This window comes from Anaeroplasma sp. (genome assembly GCF_034179385.1).
Lineage (GTDB): Bacteria > Bacillota_I > Bacilli_A > Acholeplasmatales > Anaeroplasmataceae > Anaeroplasma.
Genome location: NZ_JAXFPY010000032.1, coordinates 14,220 through 28,393 on the forward strand (window position 1 = coordinate 14,220; position 14,174 = coordinate 28,393).

Annotated in this window: 15 protein-coding genes and 1 other annotated feature; all 15 genes read right to left on the reverse strand. The window is 33.3% G+C overall.

What is annotated here, in order from left to right; genetic code table 11:
* Positions 1-7 precede the first annotated feature (7 nt).
* The 15 genes from SPJ17_RS02255 to SPJ17_RS02325 all read right to left on the reverse strand — a co-directional run bounded on the left by SPJ17_RS02255 (position 8) and on the right by SPJ17_RS02325 (position 13,940).
* Positions 8-331, reverse strand: coding sequence for a hypothetical protein (locus SPJ17_RS02255; RefSeq protein ID WP_321092327.1), 324 nt, complete (start codon positions 329-331; stop codon positions 8-10).
* A gap of 46 nt (positions 332-377) precedes the next feature.
* Positions 378-647 (reverse strand): hypothetical protein, encoded by a 270-nt coding sequence (locus tag SPJ17_RS02260; RefSeq protein WP_321092329.1) that lies wholly within the window; start codon positions 645-647, stop codon positions 378-380.
* 87 nt (positions 648-734) lie between these two features.
* On the reverse strand, positions 735-1,727 hold the full coding sequence (locus SPJ17_RS02265) for a DUF368 domain-containing protein (RefSeq protein ID WP_321092332.1): 993 nt from the start codon (positions 1,725-1,727) through the stop codon (positions 735-737).
* A gap of 54 nt (positions 1,728-1,781) precedes the next feature.
* Positions 1,782-2,432: a DNA repair protein RadC gene (gene radC / locus SPJ17_RS02270; protein ID WP_321092335.1), complete on the reverse strand. Its 651-nt coding sequence runs from the start codon at positions 2,430-2,432 to the stop codon at positions 1,782-1,784.
* 172 nt (positions 2,433-2,604) lie between these two features.
* On the reverse strand, positions 2,605-3,858 hold the full coding sequence (locus tag SPJ17_RS02275) for a Mur ligase family protein (protein WP_321092337.1): 1,254 nt from the start codon (positions 3,856-3,858) through the stop codon (positions 2,605-2,607).
* Positions 3,858-6,470 carry a valine--tRNA ligase gene (locus SPJ17_RS02280; RefSeq protein ID WP_321092340.1) on the reverse strand — a complete coding sequence of 871 codons (2,613 nt, stop codon included), beginning with the start codon at positions 6,468-6,470 and terminating at the stop codon, positions 3,858-3,860. Before SPJ17_RS02280 ends, SPJ17_RS02275 begins: the two co-directional genes overlap by 1 nt.
* Positions 6,445-7,005: a GNAT family protein gene (locus tag SPJ17_RS02285; protein WP_321092342.1), complete on the reverse strand. Its 561-nt coding sequence runs from the start codon at positions 7,003-7,005 to the stop codon at positions 6,445-6,447. The genes SPJ17_RS02280 and SPJ17_RS02285 overlap by 26 nt, the downstream gene beginning before the upstream one ends.
* Before the next feature lie 27 nt (positions 7,006-7,032).
* Positions 7,033-7,252: a binding site (T-box leader), on the reverse strand.
* A 25-nt stretch (positions 7,253-7,277) separates the two neighbouring features.
* Positions 7,278-8,300, reverse strand: a complete 1,023-nt coding sequence (locus tag SPJ17_RS02290; RefSeq protein WP_321092346.1) for a hypothetical protein — start codon at positions 8,298-8,300, stop codon at positions 7,278-7,280.
* Positions 8,297-9,175: an ABC transporter ATP-binding protein gene (locus SPJ17_RS02295; RefSeq protein WP_321092348.1), complete on the reverse strand. Its 879-nt coding sequence runs from the start codon at positions 9,173-9,175 to the stop codon at positions 8,297-8,299. Before SPJ17_RS02295 ends, SPJ17_RS02290 begins: the two co-directional genes overlap by 4 nt.
* 26 nt (positions 9,176-9,201) lie before the next feature.
* On the reverse strand, positions 9,202-9,879 hold the full coding sequence (gene recO / locus SPJ17_RS02300; RefSeq protein ID WP_321092351.1) for a DNA repair protein RecO: 678 nt from the start codon (positions 9,877-9,879) through the stop codon (positions 9,202-9,204).
* Positions 9,879-10,796, reverse strand: a complete 918-nt coding sequence (gene era, locus SPJ17_RS02305) for a GTPase Era (RefSeq protein WP_321092353.1) — start codon at positions 10,794-10,796, stop codon at positions 9,879-9,881. The genes recO and era overlap by 1 nt, the downstream gene beginning before the upstream one ends.
* Positions 10,793-11,200 carry a cytidine deaminase gene (gene cdd / locus SPJ17_RS02310; RefSeq protein ID WP_321092355.1) on the reverse strand — a complete coding sequence of 136 codons (408 nt, stop codon included), beginning with the start codon at positions 11,198-11,200 and terminating at the stop codon, positions 10,793-10,795. The genes era and cdd overlap by 4 nt, the downstream gene beginning before the upstream one ends.
* The gene (gene ybeY / locus SPJ17_RS02315) at positions 11,197-11,625 is read right to left on the reverse strand and encodes an rRNA maturation RNase YbeY (RefSeq protein WP_321092358.1); all 429 of its coding nucleotides are present in this window, start codon (positions 11,623-11,625) and stop codon (positions 11,197-11,199) included. Before ybeY ends, cdd begins: the two co-directional genes overlap by 4 nt.
* Positions 11,622-12,488 carry an HAD family hydrolase gene (locus tag SPJ17_RS02320; RefSeq protein WP_321092360.1) on the reverse strand — a complete coding sequence of 289 codons (867 nt, stop codon included), beginning with the start codon at positions 12,486-12,488 and terminating at the stop codon, positions 11,622-11,624. The genes ybeY and SPJ17_RS02320 overlap by 4 nt, the downstream gene beginning before the upstream one ends.
* Positions 12,489-12,503: 15 nt before the next feature.
* Entirely contained in the window at positions 12,504-13,940 is a 1,437-nt protein-coding gene (locus SPJ17_RS02325; protein WP_321092362.1) for a leucine-rich repeat domain-containing protein, read from the reverse strand.
* Positions 13,941-14,174: the final 234 nt, after the last annotated feature.

Below are 14,174 nucleotides of genomic sequence, written 5' to 3' on the forward strand. Positions count from 1 at the left end.
TTTTTTCTTACTTCTTTTCTTCTATTTTGGAATCAAAACCATGAATTTTACAATAGGCCTTTGCAGCATCCATATCACTTATATTTTTGAATCTAACTTTAGAATGCTTAATAAATCTTATCATAACAAATATATCGGCAATACCAAGTAGGATCATAACTCCTCCTACTACATAGAGGATTACCTCATTGCCTGCGTTAACGATTAATAGGATTGCAACAGTAAATAAAAGTAATGCAATGAAAAAAATCAATACGCTAAAGACTTTATATAATACCTTTTGTGTTTTTCTATACTTATCTGCATAGATTTTCATTTCTTCCTTTGTCATATAAACTCCTCAAAAAATCCCTTAAGATATCTTAAGGGAAATTTCATTATTCTTGTGTTGTTTCAGTTTCTGTTGTAGTTGTAGTTTCTGTTCCACTAGTAGATGCCTCAGGTGTAGCTCCTTCAATATTGGTTGGATGCTCTACAGCATATAAAACATCCTCAATGGTTTTATGACGCTTTTCTTCGTTTTTATCATAGTCCGTAGCATAAATAATTATGCCAACAACCAATAGAATTGCAGCAATAATTCCAATAACCTTAAGTGGATTTGCTCTTTTCTTTGTATCTAGGTAATTTGCTTCTTTTCTTTTCATATTGCTACCTCCCGCGAACATTCTTAACGTTATTATAGCACGGTTTTAAATTTTTGTATAGTGAAAAGAAAAATAGACATTGAATGTCTATTCATCCTGTATTTCTTTAGAAGCTATATTTTTTTCTTCTATTTCTTTTACTTCTTTATTTTCTATAGGCTCTATAGATGTATCTTCTTCTAATTCTGTATCACTAGCTTTTTTCTTAAATTTTGATAAGAAATAAGATAGAATAAAGCCAAGGGGTAAGGCTAGAACTCCTAAAATAATTTGAAGTGTTGTTGTAGTACCATCAATATTTCCATATTCCGTAAAGAAATTTACGAATATTACTGGAATGGAGCCTAAGACAAAGCCTAATATTGCATAATAAGATCCAATAGGGAATCTTTTAAACATATAACTTAAGAGCTTAGATGCAGGTATTAAACCGAGTAGAATACCTAAGGCAACAGGTAAAATCACTAGGATTACATTACTGTAGCCTTGCATAGTGAAATGGTGAATATTGGCAATTGCATCCATGAATGTACCATAGTAATTGAATACAACGAGCATTAATACCCCAGATACACCAGGAATTAGCATAGCAAAGCAACCAATAAATCCTGAAATAAATAATAATAAATAATCTTTAAATTCTAGGGTTATCTCACCAATAGGTACGCTTTGGTCCTTATTAAAGGCAAGGCCTAAGAACATTAATCCTATAACGGCTACAAGGCCTAGGATAAAGGATAATATATATTTCCAATTGATCTTCTTTATAACGGGTTTTGCAAGCATAGGTACACTACCTAAAATAATTCCTGCAAAGAAAGTGTAGGTTGCAAGTGGCAAATAGGTAAGCATTACTCTTTTTAAAAAGATACCACCACCTAATATACCAATGACTGCGCCTATAGCGAATAGGAATAAGAATAAAATGACGGTTTTAAATTTTTTAATGATATTTGCGATAGCATTTAATAGCTTATCATAGATATTTGTAATGACAAGCATAGTACCACCACTCATACCAGGGATTAGATTGGATGCCCCAAATAAAATACCCTTTAATAGTGTTAAAAGATGCTTCATAATATACTCCTTAATACGTAAAGATTATATAGGATTCATAAAAATAAATCAATATTAGAAGCTTTTTAAGGTGTGATTTTCATTGAAGGAATAATAGGTATCATTTGAGATGATCAAATGATCTAAAAGTAATATATTTAATGTATCTAAGGTTTTTCCTAATTCTATAGTATATTTTATATCTGCTGTAGATGGATTTATATTTCCTCCTGGGTGATTATGTATGATAAATACTCCATAGGGATCCATTTGTAAAATGTCTTTAATGATTTCTTTTATAGGTATATTAATTTCATTATAGGAATCACTCGTATATTTTTTTAGGTTGAGTACCTTTAATCTAGAATTAACACCAATGATCATCAATACTTCCTTTTTTATACCATAATAGGATGGATAAACATATTCAAATAGTCCTTTGGCATCGTTTAGGCATTTCTTGTTATTTTCTTCAGAAATAACTCTTCTTGCAATTTCAAAGATGGCTAAAAGCTTAGCTCCCTTAGCCATTTTAATTCCAGGAATTTTAGATAATTCGTTATAATCTAGTCTCATTAAGCTTGCAAAGCCGTAATCTTGAATTAATCTTTTACTCATAGAAAAGACATCCTCATTTTTTGTGCCTGAGGATAGCATGATGGCAAGTAATTCATCATCGGAAAGCTCGCTAGGTCCATCCTTAATGATTTTTTCTCTTGGTAGCATTATATCAACTCCTATAATTTGATATTATATAGGAATATATTTTTCATTTCAAACATACTCAAATTTCATTTTTGGATATATTTCCTAAATATTATTGAAATTCATTAAAAAAAGAAAAAAGGAATGATTTTTTCATTCCATTTTTAGAAAAATTATAGATAAAGTCTATAAATTATTTTTTAAAATATTTTTCTCTTACCTGGGAAATAAAATGTAAGGAGCCTGTAATGAATAAGATTTCATCCTGCTGAATATTTTTTATTTCCATATCTAGACACTCGCTAAAGCTATTATAGATTTTATTCGGTATATAGGTATATTTTACAAATTCATTAGGATCTGTTTTTCTTAGGTCATCTAGTCCTGTAAAATAATAGAAGCTTGCTATTTTATTTAGCTCTTCGATCATTTTCTTATAATCCTTATCATATAAGGCACTAAATAAGACCTTAATCTTAGCCTTACCCTTTAGCATAGATAAAGTCTTTACAGTTGCCTTAATCGCATGAATATTATGTCCACCATCAATTAATATTTTAGGATTTTTAGAGATACATTCCATTCTACCTGGCCAAAATATATTGGCTAGGGCATAATCGATAAAATCCTTTGGAAAATCAGGAAGCATATATTTTACAGCCTCTATTGCAATACTTGCATTATAGGCTTGGTATTCACCAAGTAAGGATACCTTATAGGATTCATCCTTAAAGGTGAAGGATGTATATTCCTTTAATTCTATATTCTTTATAAAAGGGTTAACATAAATAAGCTTTGTATTCTTTTTATCTAGATATTCCTTAAATAAAGGAATTAAGGATTTATCACATGCAGTAATTAGGGTTTTGTTTTCTTTTGCAATACCAAGCTTATGGTAGCTGATTTCTTCTAGTGTGTTGCCAAGCTGGGCCATATGGTCATAGCCTATATTGGTAATAATTTGTAAATCGGTATCTAAGAAATTGGTAGCATCGAGTAATCCACCTAGTCCTGCTTCCATAACTAGGATATCAATACTTCTATCCTTGAAATAAAGTAATGCCATAAGCAGAGTTAATTCAAAGAAGGGAATAATATCCTGATATTCCTCTTCATATTTTAAAGAATAATCATATAAGATATTCGCATAATGCATGATTTCTGCATCGGAAATATACCTATCATTAATTTCTATTCTTTCATTAAAGCTTATGACATAAGGGGATATAAATAGACCTATATGCTTGCCGGTTAGGGCAAGCATTTTTTGTATCATAATAGCGGTTGAGCCTTTTCCATTCGTGCCAGCAATATGAATAATCTTATAGCTTGGCATATCTACATTTAAGGCTTTTGCTGCACATTTTATACGGTCTAAATTTTCTCTTTTTTTCGTTTTTCTTTGGTTAAATAGCCAAGAATAAACGGAATCTATAGATGTAAACATTAATCGCTTAAATCCTGTAAGGATTTTAATACCTCCTGGTATTGCTCCTTGTATTCCTTTTGTTTTTGCATTTCTGCATCTATTTTAGCCTTAGGAGCCTTAGAAATAAAGGATTCATTCGATAGCATCTTTTCACTTCTTGAAAGCTCTGATTCAAGCTTAGCTTTCTTTTCAAGAAGCTTCTTGATTGCTTCTTCTTTATTTACTAAATCCTCTGTTGGAATAAAGATTTTACACATTGGTAAAATTTCAATGACATACTTCTTTATATCTAGGGTTTGATCACTCGTTAAGAATTCAAGCTTCTTAGGGTTTGTAAACTTAAATAGATATCTGGTTGTAGATGCGATAGTTTTCGATACGACATTATCCTTAGCTACAATGGTAATTGCAATTGGCTCCTTTGGTGCCTTATTTGCCTTACTACGCTCATTTCTAATCGATGTAATGATTTCAATCATATCATCGATAGCTTCCTTATCTAAAGCGAAATCAAAGTCCTTATTTGCCTTTGGCCAAGAAGAAATCGTAATGGATTCCTCCTTGTGAGGAAGTGCCTGATAAATCTCTTCTGTGATAAATGGAATGAATGGGTGTAATAGCTTAACGATAGATCTTAATACATAAACTAATACATTCTTCGTCATTTGCATTTCTTCTTTGTCTTCGCTTTGTAAATCTACCTTAGATAATTCTACATACCAGCTTGCGAAATCGTCCCAAACGAAGGAATATAGAGTTCTTGCAGCTTCACCAAATTCATATTTTTCCATGTTGTAATCCACATTTTCGATAACCTTATTTAGCTTAGTTAAAATCCATTTTGAAGGTAGGTTTAGCTTATCTTTGATAATTTCTGTTTCCTTATATCCCTCACCTAAATTCATTAATACATATCTTGAAATATTCCAAATCTTATTTAAATAATTCCAGCTCGATTCAATCTTTGTCTCATCAAATCTTAAATCAAGTCCTGGCGCACTATTCGTAGTTAGGAAATATCTTAGGGAATCTGTACCATATTTTTCGATAACATCGAATGGGTCAACACCATTACCTAAGGATTTAGACATTTTTCTACCCTCTGAATCACGGATTAAGCCGTGGATTAAAATGTCTTTGAATGGAGCCTTATGTGTGAATTCAACACCCTGGAATAGCATTCTTGCAACCCAGAAGAAAATGATATCATAGCCTGTAACTAATACATTCGTTGGATAATATCTTTCTAACAGGTCTGTTTTTTCTGGCCAGCCAAGAGTTGAAAATGGCCATAGGGCACTAGAGAACCAAGTATCTAATACATCCTCATCCTGTACCCAGCCCTCCCCTGGGCATTCTACTTGAACCTTTACTAGGTCATCCTTATACCAAGCAGGAATTCTATGTCCCCACCAAAGCTGACGGGAAACGCACCAATCCTGAATGGATTCTGGGTCAAGCCAATGCTCTAGAGTCTGCTTAAATCTAGCTGGTACGAAGCGGTATTCATCATTTTCTAGTACCTGTTTAGCCAGTACATCCATTTTAACGAACCATTGCTTAGACAATCTTGGCTCAACAACGACACCTGTTCTTTCACTATGTCCAACAGAGTGAACGATTGGCTCGGTTCTTACATATAAGCCTTCCTTCTTTAAATCAGAAACGATTCTATCTCTACAAACGAAGCGGTCTAAGCCTTCATATTTACCTGCCATAGAATTCATTGTACCATCATCGTTCATACAAAGTGGCATAGGTAGGTTATGACGCTTACCAACCTCAAAGTCGTTAGGGTCATGGGCTGGTGTTACCTTAACACAGCCTGTACCAAATTTCATATCTACATATTCATCTGCAATAACTGGAATTTCAATATCCGTAAGTGGAATTCTTACCCTCTTCCCTACGATATCCTTATATCTTTCATCATTAGGATGTACCATTACCGCTTGGTCAGCAAACATAGTTTCAGGTCTTGTTGTTGCAATTTCAACAAAGCCAGATCCATCCGTTAGAGGGTAATTATAATGATAGAATGCACCCTCATCATCCATATGCTCAACTTCGATGTTCGATAATGCAGTCTTAGCCTGGCAGTCCCAGTTGATGATTCTTTCACCCTGGTATAATAAGCCCTTATTATATAGGGTAATAAATACATGATTCACTGCCTTATTTAATCCCTCATCTAGGGTGAATCTTTCCTTAGTATAATCTAAGGATAAGCCAAGTGCTGCCCACTGGGAACGAATGAAGCTTGCATATTCGTGCTTCCACTGCCATGCAACCTCTAGGAATTTTTCTCTTCCTAGATCATATCTTGAAATGCCCTGTTCTTTTAACTTTGCATCAACCTTAGCCTGTGTTGCAATACCTGCATGGTCCATACCAGGAAGCCACAAGGCATCATAGCCCTGCATTCTTTTTCTTCTTATAATAATATCTTGTAATGTTGTATCCCAAGAATGTCCTAAATGTAATTTGCCAGTTACATTTGGTGGTGGGATAACGATAGTAAATGGTTCCTTTGATTTATCACCTGCAGTGAAATATCCACCCTTAAGCCAGAAATCATATTTCCCATTTTCTACTTCTTTAAAATCATATTTTGGTTTTAGTTCCTTCATATTTCAATTTCCTTTCATAATCTTCTCTTGTCATAGAATAAAAGTCAGCATCTATGATTCTTCCATCGTATAGCTCTTTATATTTGCATAGCCTTCCATCATATAAAAAACCACACTTCTCGATAACTCTTTTTGAGGCATAGTTATCGGAATGATGTCCTACCTCTATGACCATGGTATCCGTCTTTTCAAAAATATAGGAGATAACAGAATTGACGACCTCTGTCATAATTCCCATATTCCAGTAGGAATCATTTAAGGAAAAACCTAATTGCTTCACATATTTATATTTTCTTATTCCGTAATTATAAATCGATATCGTTCCGATCATTTTATGATTCTCTAGATATTCAATACCAAAGACATCCTTAGCTAAAATCATACCGCTAAAGACTCGTCTTCCAACCTCTTCATTTGGAATTGGCTTCCACCCGGCCATAGGACCTATGGTATCCTTTACTGCATATTCATAATAATCATCGAAATCCCTAAAGCTTAAATCACGGATTAATAACCTTTTCGTTGTAATTCTCATAAAAAAAGTCCTCAGGAATAATATATTCCTAAGGACGAATATTTCGCGGTACCACCTTAGTTCCATACATATAAATGTATGACACTTCATTCATCTTTTAACGCAAGATAACGTTCTAGGCTAATTCAAATTTCTCACCTAGAAGGCTCCGTGACTACCTTCTTTAGAATTTTTATAGGTATTTTCACCAAATATACCCTCTCTAGAATAAAAGATCCTAAATACTCCTTCACATCAACGCTACTTTATTTTAGTCTTATTTTATACTTTTGTCAAACAAATATTGCAATTAGTAATCCTATTATAATCGATACACCTAAGGTGATGATATCATTACGCTTTATTCTAAAGCTTTTTCTATAGATACAGTATACTAAATAGCCTGCAAGTCCAATAAATACCCATAAGGCAGAAATGGATGAGGATATTAGCTTGAAGGATGTAATCATATATAAAGGTATAAATAGCTTATAGCCAAATATGGTATCGGATTCATCACCCACAAGCTCTGCGTTATTCTTCTCGCTATGTATAAAGAAGAATGCTATAAGGGCTAATATGGATAAGGCAACATTTAATACGATTCCTAAAATATTGATACCTTCATAGGTTCCACTTATCATATTCGAATGCAGCTTACCTGAAATATCAAATAATGGAGAATAGATAAAGAAGAAACGCATATAGAAGGTTCTATCGGAAAAATTCGCACCTAAAATCAAACTATACATTACATTCATTAATGTAGGTAGGAAGCAGGATGCGAGTGCCATGAAAATAATACCGTCTACTAAGGTATTTCCCATGGAATAAAAGAAGGTTAGGAAGGAATAAATTAATATTCCATAGCCTATGGATGCAAGCATAAAATAAATCGAATAGGATAAATCGAAAATATTCGATACCGAAGGTATAGTCGCAAGCCATATAAAGGATATTAACCACTGTGGGATATATAGAATTAAGAATTCTGCAATCCCAACAAAATATTTACAAATATATAGCTTTATTCTTTTTATCGGTAAGGAATAATATAAATCGACACTTCTTCTTTTCATTTTAAATGAAAATTCTAAAACGGGAATTATCGTTACAATAACGGATAATATAATCGATAAATAGATAAATGGATTGGTTTGACCTGCCGTTTCCACTCGATATCCTTCACTACTTTGTCCATACATAATGTAGGAGGATTGAGATTGAATGATAATCGTCATAATAGCCATAGCTATCATTAGGATAATCAATACAGGTAATCTTCTTCTAAAATAATAAAGGAACATCTTTTTCATTTCATCTTTCCTCCATTTTCTACGATAGCGGTAAATACCTCCTCGAATTCTATTGGAAGCTCATCGATGAACACAGGATTCATATCCTTTAATTTTTCTTCGATATCCTTTAAATTTAATTCTGAAACTAATCTTATAACTCTACCATCTTTTTCAATATGCTTATAAATTCTTGGGAAGAAATGAATATCCGGATCTTCCTTGAAGGCTATTTGGTATTTATGTAATACACCAATAGCATCTTCTATAGAGCCTGATGCAGCTATTGTTGTATTATTTAATATAGCGAATGCATCACATAAATCCTCAAGCTCCTTTAGGGAGTGGCTCGATATGATTACGGTCGAACCCATTTTTTCAACCATATCCTTAATTTGGTTTTTAAATTCTACTCGAGCGAGTGGATCTAGTCCATCGAAGGCTTCATCTAGTAGCATATATTTCGGTCTTATAGCGAAGGCTAGTGACACAAATACCTGTCTTTTCATTCCTTTTGAAAACTTATCCATTCTTTTATGAATTGGAATTTTAAATTTATCTAATGTTTCAAAATAGGTAACCTCATTCACTGGATAAAAGGTATTCATTAAAGTAAGTAGGCTTGCGGGAGTGGTTCTTGCAGTATAAAAGGGATCATCCGATAAAAAGAACATTTTTCTTTTGACCTCTTCATTATCGTATGCATTTTCACCATCGACTAAAACAATACCCTCATCCGCACTATATATGCCAGAAATAACTCTAAGTAGAGTGGATTTACCGGCACCATTAATGCCGATTAAACCTAATATTTTTTTATCAGGAATGCTTAAGTTAATATCCTTTAGGACCTCATGGTCCTTGAAGGATTTTGATACTCCACAGATTTCAATCATGGATATACCTCCCTTTATAAGCATAATTAATTCAATAAACCTTGAATCTTTATTGAAATGCTTGCGTAACGGAAATAATAATCTCTTAAGGCCTTTAACAAGGAATCATAATTACATGCTGTAAAATCCTTGATTTCCTTTTTTCCAAAATAATATTCCTTAATGATATATAATTCATCTTGATTTTTAAGACTGCTACAATTGTCGCAAAACGCACCACCCTTATCTAAATCAAGAAATTTAATATCACTACTTCCGCAAGAAACACAAGTCTTTAAATTTGGAGCTATGCCAAAGGCATAAAGCATCTTTACTAAAAAGATACATAAAAGCTTTTTTGGGTTTTCTGTCAAAATGTCTTTTAACATTTTTTTAAATGTAGAATAAATAGGACCATGGTTATTATCCTCTGGTATATGATTTATGATATTTAGCATAACCATGAAGCATTTTACTCTTAAAAAATCCTCACTAATCTTATAAATGGAAGATTCTACATTATATTCTACTAGGGTAGGAAGCTTACTATCTGTTATAATGAAGGATACCTGATTTCCTATGGTAGTAAAACCTAAAAGCCCGTTCTTGGGCTTGTTTGCTCCTAGGGCTTTTACAGAAATTTTACCCTGTGGGGTATATAAATGTATAATTTTTGAGGATTCCTTATAATCAATTGTATCTAATATAATTCCTTCACTTTTCATTAGAAATTATCCAAAGAATAGCCAAGAGCTCTTAGGTCATCTGGCCTATCCTTCCAATCCTTTTTCACCTTAACCCATAAATCTAAGTGAACCTTAGTATCTAATAGCTTTTTTATGTCCTTTAAGGCAAATTGCTTAATCTTTTTAATCATTTCACCATTGTGTCCAATGATGATTTTCTTTTGGGAATCTCTTTCAACAAAGATTGTTGCATAGATTTCCATTGTATCTTTTTCTTCCATAGATTCCTTCATAGAATCTATGATAACGGCAACAGAATGAGGAATTTCTTCTTTTGTTGCAACTAAAATTTTTTCACGAATTAATTCAGAGATTAAGAAGCGATCGGAATGATCACTTTTCATATCATCTGGATAAAATTTAGGTCCAAAGGGAAGACAACCTTTAATTGCATCCATTAAATGGTCAATATTTTTATCCTCTAATACGGATACAGGAAATATACCCTGAAAAGGATATAAATTCATGTATAGGGCAATGGTAAGGTCAATATCATTAAATTCCTTTAATTGATCCACCTTGTTGATGACTAAAAATACTGGAGTTTTGGTCTTTTTTAAATTATCTAAGATAATTTGATCTCCTGGTAGGACATGCTTTACAGGTGTTGTCATAAAGATTATGGCATCAACACCTAGCGTTGCATCATAGGATGCATTTACCATTCTTCTTTGAAGCTCTGTTGTAGGCTTATGAATGCCTGGTGTATCGGTAAATGCGATTTGGTATTCGTCGGTTGTTACAATACCTAAAATTTTATTTCTTGTCGTTTGAGGCTTATCACTCATTATGGCAACCTTTTTACCCACCATTTTGTTTAAGAATGTGGATTTACCTACGTTTGGTCTACCAATAATCGCAACAAAGCCAGATTTATAGGTATCTATATTCATCATTTTAAGGAATCTCCACTAAAAGAATATGGCAATAATTCAGCTACATTGGTTAATTTTACCTTACGTTCTAGATTGGTTAAGACAACGGGAGTGTCCTTTTTTAATAATTCCTCCATAACCTGGCGACATGCACCACAAGGGCTAATTGGCTCATCAGTTTGACCTACGACGCAGAAAGCCACAACATCTTCTTTTGTATAGCCCTTAGAAATCATTTGGAATAGTGCATTTCTTTCTGCACAAATGCATAAGCCATAGCTTGAATTTTCTACATTACAGCCTGTAATGTAGGTGCCATCCTTAAGCATGATGGAAGCTCCAACCTTAAATTTTGAGTATGGAGTATAGGCATTGCTTCTTCCGGCAAGTGCCATATCAATTAATTTGTCACAATCAAAATTCATCTTTTAATACCTGCCTTTAATAGGATATCATCCTGTTTTTGGAACATGACTTTTTCGTCATCTTGACTCATGTGGTCAAATCCGCATAAATGTAGATAACCATGGACAGCTAAGAAGGCAAATTCTCTTTGAACAGAATGTCCATATTCCTTTGCTTGAGCAATTGCCTTTTCAATACAAATGAATACATCACCAAGCTCTTTATTATGCTTATCCCATGTAGGATCATCGCAGTTTGCGAAGGATATTACATCGGTAATTTTATCGAGCTTTCTATATTCCTTATTGATTCTTTTTATTTCAGCCTCATCGACAAAGATGATATTGAATTCCTTTTTGCCACCAATAGTTTTAAATACATTTTTAATTATTTTTTCATAGCTTCTTGTTTTAGTTTCTGTTTCGTTAAAGAAATTTACTTTCATCGTTCTTCTTCACTTGCCTTTAAATACATAGCAAGCTGTTTTTCTTCCTTTTCCTTTAAATTTGCCATTACGGCCATGGATTCAATATATAATTTAATCGTTTTCGTTAGGGTTGAATCCTCAGAATAATTTGCAACAGTAACGAAGTCAATTCTTTCTTCCTTAACTAATTGCTCTGCAGCCTTAGTTTTCGCACCACTAGGGTAAATAGCTAAAGCCTTACCACCCTTTTCACGAATTAGGGTCATACATGGAATATCTGTAATTCCATCTCCAATATAAATCATATTTTCATAAGGGATTCTTCTTTCCTTCTTCGATGTAGCCTTGTTTAGGTTTTTATCATCGGTAACGGATAATACGCCCTTAGATACTCTAAAGATATATTGTGTTTTTTGTGTGAAGTTAATAGCGATTGCCGGCCAAATAGCCTCACCCTTATCATCATATAGGAAGGAGCAGCCATAAACAGCCTTGAAAAATTTTGCAATTTCAGTTCCTTCAATAATTTCAGTGATACCACTTGAAATGATATAGTGCTCAATGGTTACACCATTTTCTTCACCAAATTTGTTGATTCTTTCAAACCAAGTTGAAACACCCTTATATAATGCAACAGATTCACCACAGCGATTTAGGTATTCCCTTGTTAGCTTGATTCCCTTTTTCCGACATTGTTCTACCATGACATACATATATGCAAGAATGCCATCCATATCGTTTTCAAGCTTTAATCTAGCGCATTCCTCCCAGAATTCCTTAGGAGACATACCTAGATTCTTGATGAAGTCATATTCCTGCATATCCGTTGGGGATAATGTCTTATCAAAATCATAAAGAAGAGCAATAATTGGTTTTGCCATATGTAATTACCTCTCTTATGCTTGGAATGAAAATAAACCAAATTTATTCGATAATTTTTGCATTTCTTTGTAAATATAAATTAAGAAATCGCCATGTAGGTTATAATTTGTATCTAATGTCATAAATTTAGCTTTATAAGCCATAGCTTCTTCTTCACTAATTGGTTCTAGATTCTGATTCACCATTTCAACATCATATTTCTTTGCGACTTCACTAATTGGAAGGCCTGTTAATTCCTCAATAGCCTTAACGTGTTCATCTAAATGCTCCCAAATAATATCTATTAAAGAATAGATGCTTCCTAAGGCATTATAATATTCAACGGTATGCTCAAAGATATATTGGCTTAATTTCACCTGATCCACTAGAGGATCATCTTCCATCTTACGCTTTAAATTGATTAGGTATGTCCATTTAGGGCATCCATCAATTTGAGCTAAGAAGCCTTGTGTTGTTTGAATTACGTCTTGATCGATTGCATCCTTTATTTCATCATGCTGATCTTCTGTGATTAATTTATTCTTGAACTGAGTCTCAAATTTTGCTGCAAGCTCACTATATTGGTTGATAGCAAATTCTCTATCATAATTTCCATTACCATAATTTGCCTCTAATATCTGTGCTCTTACAAAGCAATAATTTAATCCATCCTTTACGACTACCTCAACACCCTTGTTTTCAATCATTATACCCTCAAGGTATGGTACTTTAATGGAGAATGTTGATACTAGATTCTTGTTTGCTAAAACATTAATCTTTAACACTAAGAAATCAGGGTCGTTTTCTGAATACATACCAATGAGTGGCTTAGATTCACCAGCAACCTCAAATGTGATATTTGGCATTTCCTTTTTATGCCATACTGCAACCATGAATTCATCTCCATCAAAATAGAATGGGATATCTAAATCCTTAGCAGTCATTTCTCCAACGGTAATCTTTTCAAATTGCTCATCGACATATCTTGCACGAGATGCAACAATATCACTATTGATGGATTCTTTTGCTTCCATAAGTTCAATGGGGAATGCGGCAGCATGACCATTCGATCTACCTAAGGTCTTATGCTCATCTCTTTCCTTTAGGAATTCATCAATTTGACCCTTACACATATTTCCTAAAAATGCATTAGCACCAATTGTTTTAATGGATTTTGGTAATAGAACAGATTCCAAATTACAAGAGATAAATGCCCAGTCCTCGATGGTCTCTAAACCCTCTTCAAAGACAACCTCACTAAGCATTGGACAATTCGCAAATGCGTATGATCCAATAACCTTAACGGTCTTTGGGATAATAACCTTTTTTAAAGTAGGCATATCCGTAAATGCCTGCGCCTCAATTTTAGATACTGGTTTGCCCTCAAGCTCAGTTGGAATCTCAATTTCAACCTCATCCTTGCTTGCACCTGTAATTACTGCAATTTTACCTTGAAATTCATAACGTATCATATCTTTACCTCCTGGTGTTTCGAAAAATCGTTAGTGTATAACATATTTTACCATTTTTTAACTTTTAATACAATGTATTAAACAACGATTTTTCTTGTGTTTCCCCATTTTTTAATTCACGCACCAAAGGTAATAGTACAAATTTTATAAAGTATCCATAATTTTTAAAATTAAAATCTCAAAAATGGCTTAACTGCTTATTAAAATAACATTTACTACTTATTTACAAATTTA